General features: G+C 71.5%; 25 protein-coding genes. 9 read left to right on the top strand and 16 right to left on the bottom strand.

Annotated features, from left to right (window positions below; translation table 11 throughout):
• From O7611_RS01620 to O7611_RS01585, 8 genes are all read right to left on the bottom strand, one after another.
• Complete coding sequence (locus O7611_RS01620; protein WP_269696082.1) at positions 1-1,218, bottom strand: hypothetical protein; 1,218 nt, start codon at positions 1,216-1,218, stop codon at positions 1-3.
• A gap of 56 nt (positions 1,219-1,274) precedes the next feature.
• Positions 1,275-1,967, bottom strand: a complete 693-nt coding sequence (locus tag O7611_RS01615) for a SigE family RNA polymerase sigma factor (RefSeq protein WP_269696081.1) — start codon at positions 1,965-1,967, stop codon at positions 1,275-1,277.
• Positions 1,968-2,072: 105 nt separating this feature from the next.
• Positions 2,073-2,924, bottom strand: a complete 852-nt coding sequence (locus tag O7611_RS01610; RefSeq protein WP_194798714.1) for a PH domain-containing protein — start codon at positions 2,922-2,924, stop codon at positions 2,073-2,075.
• 6 nt (positions 2,925-2,930) lie between these two features.
• Positions 2,931-3,089, bottom strand: a complete 159-nt coding sequence (locus tag O7611_RS01605) for a hypothetical protein (protein ID WP_013283898.1) — start codon at positions 3,087-3,089, stop codon at positions 2,931-2,933.
• Positions 3,090-3,207: 118 nt separating this feature from the next.
• Positions 3,208-3,894, bottom strand: a complete 687-nt coding sequence (locus O7611_RS01600; protein ID WP_332367416.1) for a DUF6758 family protein — start codon at positions 3,892-3,894, stop codon at positions 3,208-3,210.
• A 103-nt stretch (positions 3,895-3,997) separates the two neighbouring features.
• A complete protein-coding gene (locus O7611_RS01595) occupies positions 3,998-4,621 on the bottom strand; it encodes a TrmH family RNA methyltransferase (protein ID WP_194798715.1) in 624 nt (207 codons plus the stop codon).
• Between the two features lie 34 nt (positions 4,622-4,655).
• A complete protein-coding gene (locus tag O7611_RS01590; protein WP_194798716.1) occupies positions 4,656-5,147 on the bottom strand; it encodes a hypothetical protein in 492 nt (163 codons plus the stop codon).
• A 96-nt stretch (positions 5,148-5,243) separates the two neighbouring features.
• Entirely contained in the window at positions 5,244-5,759 is a 516-nt protein-coding gene (locus O7611_RS01585) for a MaoC family dehydratase (RefSeq protein WP_013283894.1), read from the bottom strand.
• A 547-nt stretch (positions 5,760-6,306) separates the two neighbouring features.
• On the opposite strand from O7611_RS01585, the gene trxA reads away from it, so the two are divergent.
• A complete protein-coding gene (gene trxA / locus O7611_RS01580; RefSeq protein WP_135243197.1) occupies positions 6,307-6,669 on the top strand; it encodes a thioredoxin in 363 nt (120 codons plus the stop codon).
• A gap of 108 nt (positions 6,670-6,777) precedes the next feature.
• A complete protein-coding gene (locus O7611_RS01575) occupies positions 6,778-8,823 on the top strand; it encodes an intein-containing Rv2578c family radical SAM protein (protein WP_269696080.1) in 2,046 nt (681 codons plus the stop codon).
• A 169-nt stretch (positions 8,824-8,992) separates the two neighbouring features.
• On the opposite strand, the gene O7611_RS01570 is transcribed toward O7611_RS01575, so the two are convergent.
• The 3 genes from O7611_RS01570 to O7611_RS01560 form a co-directional block, all read right to left on the bottom strand.
• Entirely contained in the window at positions 8,993-9,607 is a 615-nt protein-coding gene (locus tag O7611_RS01570) for a hypothetical protein (protein ID WP_269696079.1), read from the bottom strand.
• Between the two features lie 3 nt (positions 9,608-9,610).
• Entirely contained in the window at positions 9,611-9,976 is a 366-nt protein-coding gene (locus O7611_RS01565) for a hypothetical protein (RefSeq protein ID WP_013283889.1), read from the bottom strand.
• Between the two features lie 321 nt (positions 9,977-10,297).
• Positions 10,298-11,389, bottom strand: a complete 1,092-nt coding sequence (locus tag O7611_RS01560) for an IS630 family transposase (RefSeq protein WP_269696078.1) — start codon at positions 11,387-11,389, stop codon at positions 10,298-10,300.
• Positions 11,390-11,497: 108 nt separating this feature from the next.
• Between O7611_RS01560 and O7611_RS01555 the strand changes: the two genes are divergently transcribed.
• Positions 11,498-11,905 carry a CoA-binding protein gene (locus tag O7611_RS01555; protein ID WP_194798719.1) on the top strand — a complete coding sequence of 136 codons (408 nt, stop codon included), beginning with the start codon at positions 11,498-11,500 and terminating at the stop codon, positions 11,903-11,905.
• Here the strand turns inward: O7611_RS01555 and O7611_RS01550 are convergent.
• Positions 11,862-12,518 carry a TetR/AcrR family transcriptional regulator gene (locus O7611_RS01550; RefSeq protein WP_194798720.1) on the bottom strand — a complete coding sequence of 219 codons (657 nt, stop codon included), beginning with the start codon at positions 12,516-12,518 and terminating at the stop codon, positions 11,862-11,864. The genes O7611_RS01555 and O7611_RS01550 overlap by 44 nt on opposite strands.
• An 87-nt stretch (positions 12,519-12,605) precedes the next feature.
• On the opposite strand from O7611_RS01550, the gene O7611_RS01545 reads away from it, so the two are divergent.
• Positions 12,606-13,259 carry a hypothetical protein gene (locus tag O7611_RS01545; RefSeq protein ID WP_194798721.1) on the top strand — a complete coding sequence of 218 codons (654 nt, stop codon included), beginning with the start codon at positions 12,606-12,608 and terminating at the stop codon, positions 13,257-13,259.
• A gap of 10 nt (positions 13,260-13,269) precedes the next feature.
• On the opposite strand, the gene O7611_RS01540 is transcribed toward O7611_RS01545, so the two are convergent.
• Positions 13,270-14,466 (bottom strand): acyl-CoA dehydrogenase family protein, encoded by a 1,197-nt coding sequence (locus O7611_RS01540; RefSeq protein WP_194798722.1) that lies wholly within the window; start codon positions 14,464-14,466, stop codon positions 13,270-13,272.
• A 172-nt stretch (positions 14,467-14,638) separates the two neighbouring features.
• On the opposite strand from O7611_RS01540, the gene O7611_RS01535 reads away from it, so the two are divergent.
• On the top strand, positions 14,639-15,040 hold the full coding sequence (locus O7611_RS01535; protein ID WP_269696077.1) for a DUF4190 domain-containing protein: 402 nt from the start codon (positions 14,639-14,641) through the stop codon (positions 15,038-15,040).
• A gap of 4 nt (positions 15,041-15,044) precedes the next feature.
• Here O7611_RS01535 and O7611_RS01530 read toward each other — a convergent pair whose 3' ends face one another.
• Positions 15,045-15,935: an SDR family NAD(P)-dependent oxidoreductase gene (locus O7611_RS01530; RefSeq protein ID WP_036311415.1), complete on the bottom strand. Its 891-nt coding sequence runs from the start codon at positions 15,933-15,935 to the stop codon at positions 15,045-15,047.
• Between the two features lie 116 nt (positions 15,936-16,051).
• Between O7611_RS01530 and O7611_RS01525 the strand changes: the two genes are divergently transcribed.
• On the top strand, positions 16,052-16,573 hold the full coding sequence (locus O7611_RS01525) for a DUF4190 domain-containing protein (protein ID WP_194798724.1): 522 nt from the start codon (positions 16,052-16,054) through the stop codon (positions 16,571-16,573).
• Between the two features lie 43 nt (positions 16,574-16,616).
• Here the strand turns inward: O7611_RS01525 and O7611_RS01520 are convergent, their stop codons facing one another.
• Complete coding sequence (locus O7611_RS01520; protein ID WP_135243191.1) at positions 16,617-17,573, bottom strand: HpcH/HpaI aldolase/citrate lyase family protein; 957 nt, start codon at positions 17,571-17,573, stop codon at positions 16,617-16,619.
• 124 nt (positions 17,574-17,697) lie between these two features.
• On the opposite strand from O7611_RS01520, the gene O7611_RS01515 reads away from it, so the two are divergent.
• The 3 genes from O7611_RS01515 to O7611_RS01505 all read left to right on the top strand — a co-directional run bounded on the left by O7611_RS01515 (position 17,698) and on the right by O7611_RS01505 (position 19,557).
• Positions 17,698-18,522 (top strand): SDR family NAD(P)-dependent oxidoreductase, encoded by an 825-nt coding sequence (locus O7611_RS01515; RefSeq protein WP_269696076.1) that lies wholly within the window; start codon positions 17,698-17,700, stop codon positions 18,520-18,522.
• 18 nt (positions 18,523-18,540) lie between these two features.
• Entirely contained in the window at positions 18,541-18,828 is a 288-nt protein-coding gene (locus O7611_RS01510; RefSeq protein WP_194798726.1) for a hypothetical protein, read from the top strand.
• 84 nt (positions 18,829-18,912) lie between these two features.
• On the top strand, positions 18,913-19,557 hold the full coding sequence (locus tag O7611_RS01505) for a hypothetical protein (protein WP_269696075.1): 645 nt from the start codon (positions 18,913-18,915) through the stop codon (positions 19,555-19,557).
• Positions 19,558-19,560: 3 nt separating this feature from the next.
• On the opposite strand, the gene O7611_RS01500 is transcribed toward O7611_RS01505, so the two are convergent.
• Positions 19,561-21,696, bottom strand: coding sequence for an APC family permease (locus tag O7611_RS01500; protein WP_269696074.1), 2,136 nt, complete (start codon positions 21,694-21,696; stop codon positions 19,561-19,563).
• Positions 21,697-21,700: the final 4 nt, after the last annotated feature.

Raw genomic sequence — 21,700 nt, 5'->3', positions numbered from 1 at the left:
CTACGCCCCGTCCGGCACCGTGGGCACGTCGGCCACCACCACCGGGCGGTCCTCCGGCGCCAGCCCCTCGACCTTCGAGGCCGTGGGCCGGTCACCGGCCAGCACCCGCTCGGGCTTGACCCGGACCAGCCCGCCGGTCGCGTCCACGTGCAGCGCCACCCCGGCCCGGGTCCAGGACACGCCCCCGGCCAGCAGCGGGCCGGCCGGGTGGGTGACCGGGCTGGCCGGGTCACGCAGGTCGACCAGGAGGGCGGTGCGCGACGTGCCGTTGGCGAGCAGCCACCGGCCGTCGAAGGAGACGGCGCCGAGCCCGTCGGTGGCAAGCTTCAGACCGCATCCGGTACGCACCGGGGCGAGGTCGCGGGCCGGGTCGAGCAGGGCCAGGCAGTGTTCCTCGTCCCGCCCGGCGGCGACCAGGCCGACCACCCGGCCGTCGGGCCGGGTGCCGTAGACGGTGCGCACGTCCGGGTTCACCGGGCCCGGCTGCCCGCCCAGCGCGCGGTTCCAGACGCTCATCCCGCCGTCGCCGGGCTGCTGGATCAGCACCGCGTCGCCGGTGAAGCCGACCGGCACGGCGCCCTCCGGCGCGGCGATCCGGACCGGCGCGATGAGCTGGCCGGCGACCACACCGGCGGCGATCAGGTCCGTGCCGTCCCGCCAGGCGACCTGGCGGCCGTCCGGGGAGACCGCCACCGCGTCCGCGGCGGCGAGCATGACCTGCGGCGCGGTGCCACCGACCGGAACCCACCAGAGGGTACGGCCGGCGACGGTGGCCGCCGAGGTGAGCAGCCAGCCCTCCTGCTCGTGGATCCGCTGCGCCCGTTCGACGCCGCTGACCCCGGTCAGCTGCCGCCGTTCGCCGCCGCTGGTGTCCAGCCGGTCACCGACGAGCAGGTCGAGTTCGGCGCGGACCGGCCCGAAGCGGGTGACCGAGGAGGGCTCGGAGGTCTGCGGGGACGGGAAGAGGACGGGCGGGTCGCCGAGCACCACTGTGGGCGTGCCGCCGTCGCCGCCGGGCGCGCTGAACTGGGCCACCCCGGTGGTGACGACAACGGTGGCGACCCCGGCCAGGGCGAGGCCGGTGAGCGTACGCCGCCGGCCCGTGCGCCGTGCCCGGCGCAGGACCTCCCCGGCCGGGTCGGCGGGCAGCGGGCGGGACGTCTCGACGCGGCGGGACAGGGTCTCCCGCAGCGCCCGCTCCAGCTCGTCGTCGCTCACGGGGAATGGACGCTCCGGGCTGCCCGTTCGGTTGTCGCCGTGCTGCCGGGTGCCGCTCATCGGCTCTTCGCCGGGATCGGGACGGCGGGGCGGACCGGAGCCGCGGGTGGGCCCGGTCGCGGCACCCGGGCGGCGGGCTGCCGCGCCGGGGTACGGGCCGGCTCGGCGCCCCGGGCCGGCGGGACGGCCCGGCCGCCCGTGGGCGAGGCGGACGGGGCCGCCGCGGGCGCGTCGGCGGGCGCTGGCAGGCCCAGGGCCGCCTGGGAACCGAGCCGGCGGCGCAGCGTGTTGAGCGCCCGGGAGGTCTGGCTCTTGACGGTGCCCGGGGAGATCTCCAGCAGCGCGGCGGTCTGCGCCTCGGACATGTCCTCGTAGAAGCGCAGCACCAGCACCGCCCGCTGCCGGGCCGGCAGCGCCTGGAGGTGCCGCCAGAGCGCGTCCCGGTCGAGTTGCTGCTCGATCTCGTCGACACCGGCGCGCTCCGGCAGCACCTCGGTGGGACGCTCGCCGTGCCAGCGGCGCCGCCACCAGCTGGTGGACGTGTTGACCATGACCCGGCGGGCGTACGGCTCGATGGCCTCGATCCCGCCGAGCCGCTTCCAGGCCAGGTAGGTCTTCGTCAGCGCGGTCTGGAGCAGATCCTCGGCGGTGGCCCAGTCACCGGCGAGCAGGTAGGCGGTGCGCAGCAGTGCGCCGGACCGGGCCGCGACGAATTCGCGGAACTCCTCCTCCAGCGGATCTCTGCTCACCACCACACTCATCTCCCCCCGTCCTGCCTGGCAGGATGCCACGGCCGGGTCACCCGGGTCGATGGCGGAAGGTGTGCAGTTCATCCGATGTTCGGACGAAAAGTTTCAGGCTCCGTCGTCGGCCTTGGCCTCGTCGGCCTCCTTGCCGAGCCGCGCCTCGACCGCCTGCGGCTCGTACATCTCCTCGACCACACGCAGGTAGAGCTCGTTCGGGTTGGGCAGGTTCTTGATCACCCGGAGTGCCTGTTCCTGACCGGCGGACTCCAGCACGAACGTGCCGTAGTTGAGGGCGCGGCCGGTCGGGCTCTGCTCGTACTTCATGTCGGTGACCCGGGTGAGCGGCATCATCGCGACCTGCCGGGTGATGATCCCGTTGACCACCATCACCCGCTTGTTGGTCAGGATGAACCGGTCGTACCACCAGTCGGCGACCTTCCAGGCCACCCAGCCCATGACGCCGAACCAGAGCAGCACGGCGACGGTGGTCAACGCGCCGACGTCCCGCCCGGCGAGGAAGCCGGAGAGGTAGCCGAGCACGAACGTGGCCACCACGCCGACGATGATCGGAGTGGTGAGGTGGATCCAGTGCCGCTTCCACTCGCCCCGGTAGCGCTCGGTGGGGAAGAGGTAACGCGCTACGAGCGAGCTGGGCTCGTCCTCCAGCGGCAGCACCCGGCGAGGTGCCATGCCGGTGGCGTCGGACCGCAACCCGGCCAGCTCCTCCTCGGAGATCGGCTGGTCCGGGAAGCCGTCCGGATCCCGTGCCCAGGCCCGGCCGGACCGCCCCTCGCCGGTGTAGGCGCTGCCATAGCCGGCGTCGTCCGCGTCCGCGTACGGGCCGGGGCCGTAACCGGCCGGGTCGTCCGGGTCGATCCGGGGGATCGGCTCGGTGTCGCGTTCCCGGCGTGCCCGGTCGGGGTCGTCCGGGTCGAAGGGTGGACCGGAGGGGCTTCCCATGGGTGGCTAGGCGACGAGGTTGGTGAAGAAGTCGCCGAAGCCCTGCGCGATGTCCATGATGCCGCCGCCGAGAGACTTGAAGACGTCGGCGGCGGAGTTGGGCCGGTACGCAACAAAGAAGATCAAGAATGCGATGCCGGCCCAGGTGAGGACCTTCTTGACCATAGCGGGCCATCCTCTCGCGCGGCGCCGGGTCCGTTTACCGCAGCGGCACCCAGAGTATCAGCATGGTGTCTTACCGTGAATATCTGCGTCCGCTCTCCGACTCGCCGTGGCGAGCCGGTCAGGCCCGCCCGTGCAGGTACGGAGACGGTGCGCCGTACACGAGTTCGGGCGGTGTCCACTCGGTGAGGTCGTGCAGCACGACTTCTTCCGCGAGGAGGTGACCCGCACTCGCCGGCCAGGCTATCGCATGGAGCCACATTCCCCGAGCCTCGCCGGCGTACGCGCTTCGATCCGTTTCGGAGCGGACGAGCCACAGTGGAGTCGGATGGCCGCCCACCCGGATCTTCGCGTGCGGCAGCCGCTCGGGATGACCAGGGCCGGGATCGGTGAGCGCCTCCTCCACCTGTGGGCCGGGGTCGGGTCCGGGCAGTCCCGCGAAGCGGGATCCGAGACCGACGCCGGGCTCCTCGGCGACGAAGATCAGGTCGGCCGGCCCACCGTCCAGGGGGGCCGGTCCGGCGCAGGCGACGAGCGTGGCCCGTACGCCCGCGCGGTCGTCGCCCGCCCACGCCACCCCGGTGAGCGTCCAGCCCGGCGGGAGCGGCCACGGGCACCACAGCGGCATCCGGAGCCGGCCGGTCGGGTCGGGGTCGGCGGCCATCCGCTCCACCACGCTGGCCATGATCTCGGCGCTGATGTGCTCCGGTACGTGCAGCGGCGCGACCGGGCCGCAGCGCACGCACCGGTGCTCGGCGTGCATCAGATCCGGCTCGCGCACCGGGCCCGCGCACTTCGGACAACTCACCGCGACAGTCACACCCTCACCGTCACCCCGGACCCGCGGGGCGTCAAGCGGGGCGGGCCGACGATCGTGGGATTTCCGTCCGGCGGTGGACCCACGCGCGGGTTCAGTCCGGCGGCGGCCCGGCGTACGACCGGATCCAGGCGTGCATGGCGATGCCGCTGGCCACCCCCGCGTTGATGGACCGGGTCGAGCCGTACTGGGCGATGGAGAACAGCGCGTCGCAGGCCGATCGGGCCACCGCCGACAGTCCCGGCCCCTCCTGGCCGAACAGGAGCACGCAGCGACGCGGCAGCACCGCGGTCTCCATCGGCCGGGAGCCGGGCAGGTTGTCGATCCCGACCACCGGCAACCGCTCGTCGCGCGCCCACGCGACGAACTCCTCGATCGTCGCGTGGTGCCGGACGTGCTGGTAGCGGTCGGTCACCATCGCGCCCCGCCGGTTCCACCGCCGCCGTCCGACGATGTGCACCTCGGCGGCGAGGAAGGCGTTGGCGTTGCGGACCACGGTGCCGATGTTGAAGTCGTGCTGCCAGTTCTCGATCGCCACGTGGAAGTCGTGCCGACGCCGGTCCAGGTCGGCCACCACGGCCTCGCGCCGCCAGTAGCGGTAGCGGTCCACCACGTTGCGCCGGTCCCCGGCGGTGAGCAGCTCCGGGTCGTAGCGCGGGTCGTCCGGCGGGTCACCGGGCCACGGCCCCACACCCACGTCGAGCTGGTCGTCGGTCACGGTTGCCGAGGGTACGGCCCGGCGGCGCCCCCGGTCAGCGCAGGTCGAGCGCGCCGCCCAGCCGGTCGAGGAAGCGCGTGTCGGCGGGGCTCGGCGTGGTCTGCCCGGCCCGGCACACCCGGGCGGCGACCGACTCCACCCACTGCCGGTACGCCGCCGAGTCGGCCGGATCCGCCCGGCGGCGCAGCACGCGTACCGTCGCCCGGGCGGCGGCCAGCAGGTCGACCATGTCGGTCAGGCGCTCGTCCCGCTCGGTGACGCCGTCGTGGCGGGCGTAGATGGCGGCCACCACGGCGCGGACGAGATCGCTGTCGAAGGCCCGGCCGGCGGCCACCGCGTCCAGGCCGGCCAGTCCGGCGGCGACGCCACGCGGCGGTCGGCCGGGGCCGGGTGCGGCGGCGGCGACGAGGACGCGGCCCGGCAGGTCGGTCAACAGGTCCCACTCCGCCGCGGAGTAGGCGGCAGTGGTGAGCGGTGCGGCGCGGCGACCGGCGGAAGGCGGCTCTCCGGCTACGGAGTGGCTCATGGGCACCTCCAGCCCGAGCATAAGCCCCCGGACGAGGTCCGGGCCCCGTCCCCGCCGAACGGAGAACGAGGCCCGGTGGCCGGACGGAACGCGAGGTCAGCGCGGCTCGGGGAAGCTGGGACGCTCCGGGTCGACGCCGTCCGGGACGGCGGCGGCCGCGTACTCCTTCTTGGGGACCATGACCTTGCGGCGGAACACGCAGACGAGCGTGCCGTCCTGGTTGTAGCCGCGGGTCTCGACCGCGACCACGCCGCGGTCGGGCTTCGAGGCCGACTCCCGCTTGTCCAGCACCGTCGTCTCGCCGTAGATGGTGTCGCCGTGGAACGTCGGCGCGACGTGCCGCAGCGACTCGATCTCCAGGTTGGCGATCGCCTTGCCGCTGACGTCCGGTACGGACATGCCCAGCAGCAGCGAGTAGATGTAGTTGCCGACCACCACGTTGCGCTTGAACTGCGAGGCGGACTCGGCGTAGTGCGCGTCCATGTGCAGCGGGTGGTGGTTCATGGTGAGCAGGCAGAAGAGGTGGTCGTCGTACTCGGTGACCGTCTTGCCCGGCCAGTGCCGGTAGACCGCGCCGACCTCGAACTCCTCGTAGTAGCGGCCGAACTGCATCCTTGTCCCCTTCACGGGCGGCGATGGAGTTCGGCACAGCATGCCTTATCGCTTGTTAAGGCGAGGGGCGGGGCGCTCGCCCGGCGGAAATGTCACACCGGGGGCCACCGAGGTCCGGACGCAATGAGCGGCGGGGCCCTCCCCGGCACCCGCCGCCCACGCTCTGATGCGAAGAATTCTGCCGTACGACCACCCGTCGCCGACAGAGACGGAGGTCACATTTATCTTTTCGTAACACTACTAAAAGTAACCGACGTGAGGTCGGTAAGCGATCTCCGCAGGCCGGATAGATGCTCGTCAAGCCCAAAGTTACCGATACGTAGCCGCAACTGAGCGTGATCTCCTTGGAAACGCTCCCATCACGTCCCGTCACGCAAGTGCGGCGTGCATTTGCGTTCCGCACGAACGGGGCGAACAGATGGTGTTCGATGTGCCCAGGGTCACCGTCCGGGCGCTCAGCGTTTCGTCACCCGCGCGACGGGAATTCGGACGGACTGACCCTGGTTCCACCGGACGTACGACAATCCGCGGTGATCGGAGAGAGCAAATGGCAACGGTTGAGCTGACCACGGCCAACTTTGACGAGGTGACCGGGCGCGACGGGATCGTCCTGCTCGACTTCTGGGCGGACTGGTGCGGCCCGTGCAAGCGCTTCGCCCCGGTCTACGAGCGCTCCTCGGAGAAGCACCCGGAGATCGCCTTCGGCAAGGTCGACACCGAGGCGCAGCAGGAGCTGGCGGCCAAGTTCAACATCAGCTCCATCCCGACGATCATGGCGATCCGTGACGGCGTGATCGTCTTCGCCCAGCCGGGCGCGCTGCCGGAGTCGGCGCTGGAGAACCTCATCGAGCAGGTCCAGGCGCTGGACATGGACGACGTCCGCAAGAAGCTGGCCGAGCACAACCACTGACGTTCCGCACGCCGCCGGCCGGCGCCCCTCCTGGGTGCCGGCCGGCGGCGTGTCCCGTACCGGCGGGGCTCGCTTGCGCTTTGTTCGAACACGTGTTCGAATAACTCCATGCGCTGGGACAACCTCTCCGCTCCCCCGGACGAGGGGACTCCCGATCGGGCGGCGCCGGCGGCTCCACCCCTGCCGCTGGCGCTGCCCGGCGCCGTCACCCGCACCTTCGACACCCCCGACTTCGCCGGCATGACCTTCTACGAGGTCCGCGCCAAGTCGATCATCAACCGGGTGCCCGGCCAGTCACGCGTGCCGTTCGAGTGGACGATCAACCCCTACCGGGGCTGCTCGCACGCCTGCGTCTACTGCCTGGGCGGCGACACTCCGATCCTGATGGCCGACGGCCGCACCAGGGCGATCAGCGAGCTGGAGCCCGGCGATCGGATCTACGGCACCCGGCGCAGCGGCGCCTACCGCCACTACGTCGTCACCACGGTGCTCGACAAGTGGTCCACGGTGAAGCGGGCCTACCGGATCACCCTGGCCGACGGCACCACGCTCGTCGCCAGCGCCGACCACCGGTTCCTCACCGAACGCGGCTGGAAGCACGTCACCGGGACCATGCGCGGCGGCGGACGCCGTCCGCACCTGACCACCCGCAACCGCCTGCTCGGCACCGGCGGGTTCGTGGTGGCGCCGAAGCGCTCGGCCGACTACCGCCGGGGCTACCTGCACGCCCTGGTCCGCGACGACCACCCCGCCGGCCACCGGCGCGACACCCGGTTCCGGCTGGCCACCGCCGAGGCGGAGGCGCTCGACCGGGCCGAGCGCTACCTGGCCGACGCGGGCGTCACCGTCGAGCGGGCAACCACCGCCCGGGCGGGCCGCCGGGCGACGACCACAGTGGTACGCACAGCCGGCCCGGCCGACGTCGTCACCGGGCTGTTCACGCCACCCGACGAGGCGACTGACGACTGGGCGCTGGGCTACCTGGCCGGCATGTTCGACGCCGTGGGCACCTGCCACCGGGGCGTGTTCCGGATCAGCGTCGCCGACGACGAGAGCCGGGCCCGCGCAGCCGGCGCGCTGGACCGGTTCGGCTTCCGGTGGGCCCTCGACGTGCCGGACGCACCGGGTGCGGCGCGTCAGCTCCGGCTCACCGGCGGGCTGCCGGAGCGGCTGCGCTTCTTCCACCTCACCGACCCGGCCGTCACCGCCCGGCGCTCGATCGAGGGCATGGCGCTCAAGTGCGCGGCGCGGCTCCAGGTGACCGCCGTCGAAGACCTCGGCCTGGAGCTTCCGCTGTGGGACATCACCACCGGCACCGGCGACTTCATCGCCAACGGCGTGGTCAGCCACAACTGCTTCGCCCGCAACACCCACACCTACCTCGACCTGGACCCGGGCGCCGACTTCGACCGCAAGGTGATCGTCAAGGTCAACGCGGGCGAGTTGGTACGCCGCGAGCTGGCCGCCCCACGCTGGCGCGGCGCGCACGTCGCCATGGGCACCAACGTGGACTGTTACCAGCGGGCCGAGGGCCGCTACCGCCTGATGCCGCCGATCATCGAGGCGCTGCGGGACTTCGCGAACCCGTTCTCCATCCTGACCAAGGGCACGCTGCTGCTGCGCGACCTGCCCCTGCTGCGCCAGGCCGCCGAGGTGACCCGGGTCGGTGTGTCGTACTCGGTGGGGTTCGTCGACGAGGCGCTCTGGCGGGCAGCCGAGCCTGGTACGCCGAGCCCGCGCCGCCGCCTCGACGCGGTCCGCACCCTCACCGACGCCGGCTTCTCCGTCGGCGTGCTGATGGCGCCGATCCTGCCCGGCCTCAGCGACGACGAGGAGTCCATCGACGCCACGGTCGCGGCGATCGCCGCCTCCGGGGCCGCGAGCGTGACGCCGCTGCCGCTGCATCTTCGGCCCGGTGCCCGGGAGTGGTACGCCCGCTGGCTGGCCCGGGAGTTCCCCCACCTGGTGCCCCGTTATCGGCAGCTCTACCAGGCCGGCTCGTACGCGCCGCAGGCGTACCAGCGGGAGGTGACAGCGCGGGTGCGGATGGCGGCACGCCGGCACGGGCTGCACCGCGGCGAGACCGGCGACAATCGCCGGCTGCCCGAGACCCCGCCGCCCGCACCGGCCGCCGAGCAGCTCTCCCTGCTCTAGCGCCTGGGTACGCTGCCCATTCGGTTCGGCCAGCCGACCCGGGTACGGGGTGGAACGCCTTGATCGCCCTCCGGATCGGGCCCATGCCTTGCCGTCCCCCGGTGCGCGTGCGCCTCGGGGGACGGCGGGCCGGTCGACGTGCCACCGCAAGCGCGATGTGACGTCGTCGCTAGTAGATGGCCACCGGCGAGTCGGGGTAAAGCTGTGAGACCGCCTGTGTGACGCAAGTGCGAATGTCCTGGCGCCGATCTTCGCCGAGTTCGGCGTCGAGGTCCGGGATCCCCACCGCTCGATCACTGACTGCCAGGTTCTTGCTCCTGAGGCACTCCTTGACGACAAGCATGAGTTCGGGCTTCATGCGGGGAGGATTACTCTTGGCGAACTGGTCCTCAACTCGCCCGAGCCAGGCCCCATGACATTCGTCACCGATGGCCCCGACCTCTTCGTCAGACAGTTCTGGGTTCCGGTACCACATGGTCATCACTTGTTGATTCACCGGGTTCCAGCCCGTGTTGACGAGCTGCACATCATGCGCTTGAAGACATTTGCCCAAAAACTCGGTTGCTTTTTCGTAGTCCGCTCGGCTTGTCACTCCATCGCCAAGCAGAGCTTCCTGGGCAGCGGCACCGTCCGCCCGCTCCTTCTCGGTGAGGTGTTGACCGGAACTGCCGGCTGCAGTGCCTCCGCCTCGGTCAGCGGGCGGAGAAGCACTGCAGCCGAACAGCCCACCGATCAGCAACGCAGCGATTGAAACGCGCAGCTGTCCGGCATGGGACATCCGCATGAGCTAGTGGTTGATCTTCTTCGAGCCGCAGGTCTCGCAGCTCTTGTGCTCACTCCACACAATGCCGTTGTTGCCGGGAGCGTAGAACTCGACCTTGGACGCATCGTGCGACCAGCTGCTGACGTTGCCGGCCCAGTTGACACGAAGCCAGGCGTGTCCGCTGCAGCTCCCGCTACCCTTCCAGGTCTTCGCGTAGCCGTGGCTGCTCTGCCCGGCGTAGCTGCATCCCGAGCGGCTGAGGTCGACAGTGGACGTGTGCGCCTGAGCGGCCGAAGGGACCATCAGGGCACCCGCCGCCGTCGCCAGGGCGACGGCCGACAGCCCACCGAGCAGGCCGCGACGCTTACTGGTTGCGAGGTTACTACTCATCTGCACTCTCCCCGTGTTGAGAACACCTGCACAGAACCAGACAGCAATCATCGACATATCCAATGATCGAACGATTGGATATCCCGGCCAGGTGATCAATGAAAGCTGAAATCGACAATACACTAAGCGATGCCGTCTATGTGTGATCCATATCACACCAAGAGGGGCCATAGTGAATGCAGAAACCCCTTACGATGCCACTCGCAATTCTCTGGAGAAATCGTTATCGGCGCAGATCTGCGCGGCGCGGAAAAGCCCATTGTCAACCGTCCACCGGACAGAAATCCCTGCCGTCGCCGCACCGAGGGAGCTAGTGCCCCGTCATGCAGCCTTGAACGGGTAATCCGGGTGGCGGATCTTGGAGCCGGCGGCGAATGCGGATTTCGGTCTGGCGCGTTGGTTGCGCCATCGGATGTAGTCGCCGATGGCGGCGTCCTGCTCGGCGTGGCTGCGGTGGTCTGTGCCGTTGAGGGCGAAGTAGCGCACGGCGGCGAACTCGGCTTCGATCCAGTTCAGCCAGGAGGCGTAGGTCGGTAGGAATACCAGGTCGACCTGGTTGGCGGCGCACCAGGCGCGGACCTCGGGGTGCTTGTGCGGGGAGAAGTTATCGCAGATCAGATACAGCTTTTGGTCGGGCCAGCGGCGGCGCAGGGTCTTGAGGAAGCTCAGGAACTCGCGCCACCGTTTCCGGTCACGGATGCGGTAGTGCAGCCTCCCGGTGGCCAGGTCCAAGGCGGCGATCATGTGCCGCACACCCTGGTCGCGGGTGTAGGTGGCCCGCAGCCGAACGGGCTGACCCTGAGGGCGCCAGGCCCGGCCGGGACGGGGTTGCAGGCTCAGCGGCCCGAACTCGTCCACACACAACACCCGACCGTCGGCCGGTGGATGGTCGTAGAGGTCCAGGATCCGGCGCATCTTCGACGTGAAGTCGGGGTCGTTGCTGGCCTTCCACGTCTTGGTTGCCTGCCACGACACGCCACGCTCGTGCAGGATCCGCCGAATGGTCTCGGCGCTGATCGTCGCCACGTAGCCGGCGTCGATCAGGTAGTCGCGCAGCTTGGCCAGGGACCAGCACGAGAACGGTCGGCCGAGGAACCGGGGGTCGCACCGGGCGATGACGCAGATCCAGTCACGGGTCTGCTCATCGATCCGTCTCGGTGCGCCCCCGTTCCATTTTGGGTCCAGCGCGTCGAACCCCCGCTCGTTGAACGCGTGGATCACGTCCCGCACGTAGTCCTCGCTGGCTTTGAGCAGGTGGGCGATGTCCGGGGCCGGCTGGCCCTGGGCGGACATCAGCACCACGATCGCCCTACGCAGCTTCACCGGGTCCTTCGCCGTGCGGGTGATCCGCTGCAACCGTTGACCCTCGGCCATCGACACCTGCCGGACGAACACCTCCGGCCGTCTACCCACCGGCCACCACCTCCCCTGACGAGTGCTGGGAGACAGCCTGCCCGATCCGTCCTCAGAACCGATGGATTACACGATCAACGTTCAAAGACGGGGCACTAGTCTCGGGGGATGCGTTCCGCACAGCAGATCCTCGCCGACTCCGCCGTGATCGCCGTCGTGGGTGCCTCCCGTGACCCGGGCAAGGCCGCGCACCGCGTACCGCTGGAGATGCAGCGGCACGGCTGGCGGATCATCCCGGTCAACCCGACTGTGGACGAGTTGTTCGGCGAGAAGGCGTACCCGACGCTCGCCGACATCCCGCACCCGGTCGACCTGGTCGACGTGTTCCGCCCGGCCCGCGACGCGGTCGACGTGGTCCGGCAGGCGGTGGCGATCGGCGCCCCGGCGGTGTGGTTGCAGCTCGGGATCTTCTCGGACGAGGCGCGCCGGATCGCCGAGGAGGCCGGCCTCGACTACGTCGAGGACAGGTGCCTCATCGTCGAGCGGGCCGCCGCCGGGCTGACTCGTCGCGGCTGACGGCACCGGGCGGCGGTTCGGGCCCGAAGATCAGGTCGAGCTGGGCGTCGAGCGCCGCCAGCGCGGTCTCCGGGGGGTAGTGGCCGCCGAGCACGTAGATGCCGAGGCCCTCCATCACGGCGAGCAGTCCGACCGCGGCCCGTTCCGGGTCCACCCGTCCGTCCGCGACGAGCGGTGAGCCGGCGGCGATCTGCCCGGCCACGAACGCCAGCAGCGCGGCCGTCTCGTCGTGCAGGGCGGCGGCCACGGCCGGCCGGACGGCGGTGTACGCGAGGAAGGCCAGGGCCACCCGCCCGTCCGCCCGCCGGTCCTCGTCCAGCGGCAGCAGCTCGGCCAGCATGGCGCGCAGCAGCGCCCGGGGCGCCGGCGTCGCGCCGAGCGGCTCGACCGCCCTCCGGATCCGGGCCTCGTTGCGGTCGCGCACCACTGCGAGCGCGAAGACCATCATCTCGTCCCGGGTGCGGAAGTAGTGCTGCACCATCCCGGGGCTGACCTCGGCCGCCGCGGCCACGTGACGCAGGCTGACCGCCTCCAGCCCCTGCTCGGCCGCGACCCGCATCAGTGCGTCGGCGATCAGCGCGCGACGCTCCCGGTGGTCGACCCGCTTCGGCATGCCCCCATGCTTTCACAATACGACTGCATTGACTCCCCACCGGCGCGCGTTTACATTGCAGTCGTATTGAAAAAAGGGGGTGCGGTGATGGGACGGGCGATCCGGCTGGCACGGCGTGCGGTGGCGTACGAGTGGGGCATGTGGCGCAGCCTCGCCCGGTGGATCCTGCGCCGCCCGTATCCGGTCGCCCCGGGCGCGCAGACGTACGCCTACGTCGGCGGCGTGCAGCCGATCCTGCTGGCCTTCATCGCCCTGTCCACGATCGAGATCCCGATCCTCGACGTGATCCTGCGGCACACGGTCGACCAGCCGACAGTGCGGCACGCGGCCGTCGCGCTCGGCGTCTGGGGTGTGCTGTGGATGATCGGGCTGCTGGCCGCCCTCCGGATCCATCCGCACGTCGTCGACGACGTCGGCCTGCGGGTGCGCAACGGCGTCTCGGTCGACGTCACGATCCCGTGGGACGCGGTCGCCCGGGTGGCAATCCGCCGCCGGTCGCTGCCGTCCAGCCGGGCCGTCCAGTACGACGTGGACGACCCGGCGGTGCTCAACCTCGGCATCGGCAGCCAGACGGCGGTCGACGTGGTGCTGCGCGAGCCGCTGTCGGTGCGGCTGCCGAAGGGGCCGAGCGAGCCGGTACGGGAGATCCGGCTGTACGCCGACGACCCGACGGCGCTGGTCGAGCACGCGCGGCGGTACCTGCCCACCGCCGAGCAGGCCGCGCGCCGGCCCGAGCGGTGAGCCGGGGCCCCTACTGCTTGTACTGCTTGAGCAGGCCGCGCGAGATGATCGTCTTCTGGATCTCCGAGGTGCCCTCGCCGATCAGCAGGAACGGCGCCTCGCGCATCAGGCGCTCGATCTCGTACTCCTTGGAGTAGCCGTAGCCGCCGTGGATCCGGAACGCCTCCTGGACCACCTCGGCGCAGTACTCGGACGCGAGCAGCTTCGCCATGCCCGCCTCGACGTCGTTGCGCTGGCCGGCGTCCTTGAGCCGGGCCGCGTTGACCATGAGCGCGTGCGCGGCCTCGATCTTCGTACCCATCTCGGCGAGCTTGAACGCGACGGCCTGGTGCTTGGCGAGCGGCTGGCCGAAGGTGTGGCGCTGCTGGGCGTATGCGACCGCGAGTTCGAACGCCCGGATCGAGATGCCGCAGGCGCGGGCCGCGACGTTGACCCGGCCGACCTCGATGCCGTCCATCATCTGGTAGAAGCCGCGGCCGACCTTCTCCTCGCCGCCGAGCACGGCGGAGGCGGGCACCGTGACGCCGTCGAGCACCATCTCGGTGGTCTCGACGCCCTTGTAGCCCATCTTGTCGATCTTGCCGGGGATGGTGAGGCCGGGCGCGGTCTCGCCGAAGCCGGGCTCCTTCTCCAGCAGGAAGGTGCTCATGTTGCCGTAGACCGAGTCGGCCCCGGTGTCGGTCTTGACCAGGGTGGCGACCACCGAGGAGTACGCCCCGTTGGTGAGCCACATCTTCTGGCCGTTGAGGACGTAGTCGTCGCCGTCGCGCACGGCCTTCGACTTGATCGCCGAGACGTCGGAACCGCACTCCGGCTCGGACATCGAGAACGCGCCGCGCACCTCGCCGGTGGCCATCCGGGGCAGCAGCCGGGCCTTCTGGTCGGCGGAGCCGTGCTGCGAGATCAGGTACGCCACGATGAAGTGGGTGTTGACGATGCCGGAGATCGACATCCAGCCCCGGGACAGCTCCTCGACCACGAGCGCGTAGGTCAGCAGGGACTCGCCCAGGCCGCCGTACTCCTCGTCGATGGTGAGGCCGAACAGCCCCATCTCGCGCATGCCGTCGAGGATGTCGCTCGGGTACTCGTCGGCGTGCTCCAGCCGCTGCGCGTGCGGGATGATCTCCTTGTCGGCGAACTCCCGGACGGTTTCCAGGATCGACCGCTGCACGTCGGTCAGTCCGGGTGTCTGGGCGAGTCGGGCCATCTCAGCCTCCGGGGTCGGCACCTTACTCATGGGTAACTGAACGCTCGGTCAGTATCGGCCCCGGGACCGGCCGCGCCAAGGTGACCAGTCCACACAACCGCTGTGAAAAGGTTCACCGCTGCGGGTAGCGTCCGCAAGTAAGAGGGCCGTTGACCTGGGGGAAGGGGCGCTTGTGACAGACGAGCAGCCACCGTCGCCGTACGAGCCGCCGTCGCACGGCCAGCCGTACGGACAGCCGCAGTACGTCCAGCAGCATCCGCAGTACGGCCACCAGCCCCCGTACGCCCCGCAGCCGCCCTACGGCCAGTACGGGCCGCCCGGACAGGGGCCGGGACCCCGTGGCACGAACGTGCTCGCCATCCTGTCGCTCGTCTTCGCGTTCGTCTTCGCGCCCGCCGGCATCGTCTGCGGCCACCTGGCCAAGCGGCAGATCCGGCAGACCGGCGAGGACGGCGACCAGCTCGCCACCTGGGGCCTGGTCCTCAGCTACATCTTCACCGCGATCGGCCTGCTCGTCTGCTGCGGCTGGATCGGGCTGGCGATCTGGGCCAACTCCGACAACGGCACCTACTGACGCCTCAGCGGAACTGCGCCTCCCGGACGCTGTTGCCGCCGTCGACCACAAGCATCTGCCCGGTGATGTACGACGCGGCCGGCGAGCAGAGGAACGCGATCGCCGCAGCCACCTCGTCCGGCGTTCCGGGACGCCCGACCGGCGTACCGAGGCCCTGCTTGATCTCCGCCATCGTGGACGCCGCGGTGTGGATGATGCCCGGCGCCACCGCGTTCACGGTCACCCCGTCGGCGATCATCTCCATCGCCAGCGCCCGGGTCAGCCCGACCACGCCGGCCTTGGCCGCCGCGTAGGCCGCCTCGGTGGGCAGCGCGTTGACCGGCCCGGCGGTGGCGGCCAGGTTGACGATCCGGCCCCAGCCCCGCTCGGCCATGCCGCCGATGAACGCCCGGCTGCACAGGAACGCGGTGGTCAGGTTGCGGTCGATCTCGCCGCGCCACTCGTCGTACGTCAGCTGGGCCACCGGCCGCAGCACCTCCGGGCTGGCCCGGCTGGCCAGGCCCGCGTTGTTCACCAGCACCTCCACGTCGCCGAGCTGCTCGGCCACCGCGTCGGCGAGCGCGCCCACCTCCGACTCGTCGGTGAGGTCGGCGACGAAACCGGTGACGCCCAGCTCGCCCGCGCGTTCGTGGATGCGCCGGGTGGTGGACACGATCGCGACCCGGGCGCCCAGGTCGGACAGCCGGCGCGCGGTCGCGTACCCGATGCCGTCCGGGCTGCCCGCGCCGGTCACCAGCGCGACCCGGCCGTCCAGGCGCATGGTGGCCGGTTCCGGCAGCGGTGCCGGCCGCTCGGAGTCGGCGGCGCCGACCGGCTCGCCGCCGCGCGGGCGCCGCACCGACCCCGGCCGGCTCATGTCCCGTCGCGACCGACCTCCACGCGCGTCAAGTGCCATGCCGAGGATCCTGCCCGGTGCCGACCCCACGGGCAACGCGGTGGCCGGAAAGGGGACGTCCGTGTCGCGCACGGGGTGGCTACCCTGAGCGCGACCACGTACCTGGAGATGATCAGATGACCTATCCCCCACCGCCCGGTGGCTGGCAGGATCCCTTGGCGGCCGGGCAGCAGTCGAGCCCGCCGGCCGTGCCGAGTCAGCCGGGCCCGGCCGACCCGTACGCGCAGGCCGACCCGTACGCGCCGGTCGCGGACCCGTACGCGGGCGCGAAGTCGCCCTACGCCCCGCCCGGCGGCGAGCAGTACGCGGCGCCGATGCCCGGCTATCCGGGTGCCTATCCCCCGCCGGGCGCCTATCCCGGTTATGCGATGCCGGCGTCCCGCACGAACACGCTCGCCATCGTGGCGCTGGTGCTGTCGCTCGTCGGCTTCACCTCGTGCATCACCGCGCCGATCGGCGCGATCATGGGCCACGTCGCCCGCAAGCAGATCCGGGAGACCGGTGAGCAGGGCGAGGGCATGGCGAAGGCCGCAATCATCGTCGGCTGGATCCTGACCGCCCTGCTGATCGCCTTCATCATCTTCTACATCGTGATGATCGTGATCGCGGTCGGCGCCAGCAGCACCAGCAGCTACTGACGCGATCGGGCCGCCCCCGGCAGGGAGGCGGCCCGGCGCGCGGTCAGGACGCGGGCGGCGTGAACGTGGACGTGCGGGACATGCCGGCGGCGCGGCCCTTGGCGGCGATGACGAGGGCCATCTTGCGGGACGCCTCGTCGATCATCTCGTCGCCGAGCATCACCGCGCCGAGCTTCCCGCCCGCCTCCGAGGTGTAGTAGTCGTACGCGTCGAGGATCAGCTCGGCGTGGTCGTAGTCGGCCTGCGCCGGGGAGTAGACCTCGTTCGCGGCGTCGATCTGGCCGGGGTGCAGCACCCACTTGCCGTCGAAGCCCAGCGCCGCCGAGCGCTTCGCCACCTCGCGGAACGCGTCCACGTCCCGGATCTGCAGGAACGGGCCGTCGATGGCCTGCTTGTCGTGCATCCGCGCGGCCATCAGGATGCGCATCAGGATGTAGTGGTACGGGTCGCCCGGGTAGTCCGGGATCAGCGCGCCGACCACGAGCGACTTCATGTTGATCGAGGCCATGAAGTCGGCCGGGCCGAAGATGATCGTCTCGACCCGGGGCGAGGCGCCGGCGATGGCGTCCACGTTCACCAGCCCGGCCGCGTTCTCGATCTGCGCCTCGATGCCGATCCGGCCCACTTCCAGGCCGAGCGTCTTCTCGATCTGGGTGAGCAGCAGGTCCAGCCAGTGCACCTGCTCGGCGTTCTGCACCTTCGGCAGCATGATGCAGTCCAGGTTCGCCCCGGCGCCCTCGACCACCTCGATGACGTCCCGGTAGGTCCACGGCGTGGTCAGGTCGTTCACCCGGACCACGCGGGTCTTGCCCGTCCAGTCGCCCTCGTTCAGCGCGGCCACGATGTTCTTGCGCGCGTCCGGCTTGGCCAGCGGGGCGACCGCGTCCTCCAGGTCCAGGAAGACCTGGTCGGCGGGAAGGCCCTGGGCCTTGCCGAGCATTTTGACGCTGGAGCCGGGCACCGCCAGGCAGGATCGGCGGGGACGACCGACAGCGGTCATGGATGCGCTCCTTCCAGCGTCCGGCGCGGGTGCCGGCGCAGCGGTGGATTTCGAGAACTTAACGATCCCAAAGGGCGTGGTGACGCCACGGTAACCTCGTGCCGTGACCGGGGTGAATGGACCTGTGGAAGATCTCACTGAGCGTCGGATCGTGGTGCTGACCGGGGCGAGCTCCGGCATCGGGCTGGCCGCCGCCGAGGAGCTGGCGCGCCGCGGTGACCAGGTGGTGCTGGTCGGCCGCGACCCGGCCCGGCTGCGCGCCGCGGGCGAGCGGGTCCGCGAGTGCTGCGGCGAGCAGCCGGAGCTGTTCCGCGCCGACTTCGCGGTGCTCGACGACGTGCGCGGGCTCGCCGAGCGGCTGCGCGAGCGGTACGACCGGATCGACGTGCTCGCCAACAACGCGGGCGCGATCGTGCTGGAACCGATCACCACGGTCGACGGTTTCGAGCTGAGCATGCAGGCCAACCACCTCGCCCCGTTCCTGCTCAGCAACCTGCTGCGAGACCGGATCGGGCGGATGGTGGTCACCGCCTCGGACGCCCACCGCAGCGGCGTGCTCGACCCGGACGACCTCAATTCCGCGCTGCGCTCGTACCGGCCGTTCCGCGCGTACGGCACCAGCAAGCAGGCGAACATCCTGTTCACCGCCGAGGCCGCGCGGCGCTGGCCGGAGGTGCCGGCGCACGCCTTCCATCCCGGCGTGGTGCGGACCCGCTTCGGCAACGAGAGCCGGATCGTGGCGCTCGGCATGCGGCTGCTGCCGTTCCGCAGCCCGGAGAAGGGCGCGGAGACGCTGGTCTGGCTGGCCTGCCAGGATCCGTCCCGGCTGACCGACGGCGGCTACTACGCGGACCGCAAGCCGCACCGGCCCCGGCCCAAGGCGGCCGATCCGGCGCTGGCCGCCCGGCTGTGGACGGCCAGCGCGAAGGCCGTCGGGCTCGACGCCTGACGACACCGAGGGGGACACATGGCCACGGAGCAAGAGGTCCTGCTGGTCGCGCTCGTCGACCTGAGCGCCGACGTGGACGCCGGCCGACGGTACGAGGACGCGGTGCTGGCGCTGCTCGGCCGGCACCGCGGCCGGTTGGAACGCCGGCTGCGCACCGGGGACGGAGAGACCGAGGTGCACGTCATCCGGTTCGCCGCCCGCGCCGGGCTGGACGCGTTCCTTGTCGACCCGGACCGCGTCGCGCTGCGCGCCGAACTCGGCGACGCCGCACCCGCCACCCGGGTGCTGGAGGTACGCGACGTCTGAGCTGCCCCTTCTCCCTCACTTCATCACGCGGGGACGCCGAGAACAAGACTTGATCTTGGAGCTGGTCAGGCGCAGGGTCGGGGCATGGACTTCGATCCCCTGGCCACCGCCCGCCGCGCGCTCTGGATCGGCGGCGCGCAGTGGGCCGGCAAGACGACACTCGCGGTCACGTTGGCACTGCGGTACGGGCTGACCGCGTACCTCTACGACCGCCACGACGCGCGCGGGCACGACGACCGGCGGATCGCCGACCGGATCCGACGGGGTGAGCCGCCGGACGGCCCCGGCGCGGAGGCGACCTGGGTGACGACCGACCCCGAGCGGATGGCGGCCGAGACCCTCGCCGGGTTTCCGCGCCGTTTCGAGTGGGTGCTCGACGACCTGAGCGCGCTGGTGAGCGGCCGCCGGGTGGTCGCCGAGGGCTGGGGGCTGCGGCCCGAACTGGTCGCCCCGGTCGTCGAGTCGACAGGGCAGATGGTGGTGCTGGTGCCGACGCCGGAGTTCCGCGCGTACCAGGTGGAACGGCTGCCGCGGGCGACGGCCCGGCATCCCGGTGTGAGCGACCCGGAGCGGGCGTGGCGTCACCGGATCGCGCGCGACGAGCTGGTCGCCGCCGACGCGGTCGCCGGCGCCCGTTCGCTCGGGGTCCGCGTGATCGAGGTGGACCTCGGCCGGGACGCCGAGGCGGTCGCCGCGCTGGTCGCCGACCACTTCGCCGGATACCTCTGAGCGTCACCGCGACACGTGCACCGGGACGCTCGTGACCACCACGCCGGGCAGCGCCCGCAACGCCGCCCGTAGCCGCTGCTCGGCGCGGCTGTGCAGCAGCCGATACCGCCGCCGGCGCAGCACCACCTCCGGCACGATCACGGTGAGCGTCAGGTCCGGGCTCGCGGCGTGCAGCGCCTCCAGGTAGTGCGCCAGCGGCCCGATCACCGACCGGTACGGCGACACGATCGTCTCCAGCTTCAGGTGGTCGCCCCAGGCCCGCCACTGTTCCCGGAACCGGTCCGCCTCGGCCTCCTCGGGCGCGAGGTGCACGGCGAGCGTCGGCCGCCCGAGTGAGGTCGCGTACGCCAGCGCGCGCAGCGACGCCCGGTTCAGCCGGGCCACCGGCACGATCACCAGGTGGCGTACCTGCTGGGGCAGTTCGTCGCACTCGGCGGGCGGCGCGGACGGCGGCGGATGCAGCGCCAGCGCGCGGTGCAGCCGGTCGTAGTGCCTGTGGATCCGGCGGAACAGCAGCACCAGCAGCGGCACGGCGAGCACCACCACCCACGCGCCCTCGGTGAACTTGGCGACCGCCGCAGTCAGCAGCACCAGCCCGGACAGCGCCGCGCCGACCGCGTTGAGCGCGAGCCGGCGTCGCCATCCCGGCCCCCGGCGGCGCCGCCAGTGCACCACCATCCCGGTCTGGGACAGCGTGAACGCGAGGAACACACCCACCGCGTAGAGCGGGATCAGCCGCTCGGTGTGCCCGCCGAACGCGACGAACACCACCGCCGCGGTCAGCGCCAGCGCCACCAGCCCGTTGCTGAACGCCAGCCGGTCGCCCATGTGCAGGAACCGGCGTGGCGCGTGCCCGTCCCGGGCCATGAAGAACAACAGCCGGGGGAAGTCGTTGAACGCCGTGTTCGCGGCGAGCAGCAGGATCAGCGCGGTGGTGGCCTGGAGGATCGCGTACCAGGGTCCGCTCGGGAAGGTGACCCGGCCGAGCTGGGACAGCAGCGTCTCGTCCGCCCGGGGCACCAGTCCGTCGAGGTGGATCAGCCCGATCAGGCCTGCGAACAGCGTCACCAGCATGGCGACCATCCAGCCGAGCGTGGTGCGGGCGTTGCGCCACTCGGTCGGGCGGAACGCGGGCACCGCGTTGGAGACCGCCTCGATGCCGGTCATCGACACCGCGCCGGAGGAGAAGGCCCGCAGCACCAGCAGCAGGCCCAGGCCCTCGGCTGCGGGCACCGAGGGCGGCGGCAGCGGCGCGAAACCCCGCGAGGCGGCCTTCGCGTAACCGACCGCCAGCACCGCGACAAGCACCACCACGAACGCGTACGTGGGCAGCACGAAGATGTTCCCCGCGGTGCGTACGCCGCGCAGGTTCCCGGCGAGCAGCACGACGATCACCAGCACCCCGAGCGGCACCGCCCACGGATCGAGCCCTGGTAGCGCCGAGGTGACCGCGTGCACCCCGGCCGCCACCGACACCGACACGGTCAGCACGTAGTCGAGCATCAGCCCGGCCGCGGCGGCGAGTCCCGGCGTACGCCCGAGGTTGTCCCCCGCGACGATGTACGAGCCGGCACCGTGCGGGTAGGCCGGAATGGTCTGCCGGTAGGAGAGGCCGACCGCGATCATCAGCAGCACCAGTACGGCGGCGAGCGGCAGGGCCAGTCCGAGCGCGGCGCTCCCGGCCAGCACCAGCACCGCGAGCATCGCCTCCGGCCCGTACGCCACGGAACTGAGCAGGTCCGACGAGAGCACCGGCAGCGCGACGAGTTTGCGCATCCGCTCGTACAGCACCGACGCGCTGGACAGCGGCGGCCCGAGCAGCGCCCGGCGGGCCCGGGCGGCGGCCCGGCCGGCCCGGTCGCCGGGCAGGTCCGCCGCACCGGTGGCGACCAGCTCGTCCGGCTGCGCCACGGTGAACATGTCGATCGGCGCGAGCCGCCCGAACCGGGTCGGCGCCGGGTGGTGGTCGTGCCGTCCCAGCGTCGGGTCCACCGGCAGGTCGTCGGCGCGACGCGGGCCGCGCCAGCGCTCGCCGATCCGGCCGAGCGCCGCGCGTTCCTCGTCGTCGAGCGGCGGGAACTCGGCCGAGGGCGTGACGACGGTGCCCGTCTCCGCCGCGTCGTCCCGGTCCGCTCCCACTCTG

It is taken from the genome of Micromonospora sp. WMMC273, assembly GCF_027460285.1.
Lineage (GTDB): Bacteria > Actinomycetota > Actinomycetes > Mycobacteriales > Micromonosporaceae > Micromonospora > Micromonospora aurantiaca.
Note: the sequence above shows the minus strand (reverse complement) of the source record. Positions and strands in the feature narration are given on the sequence as shown.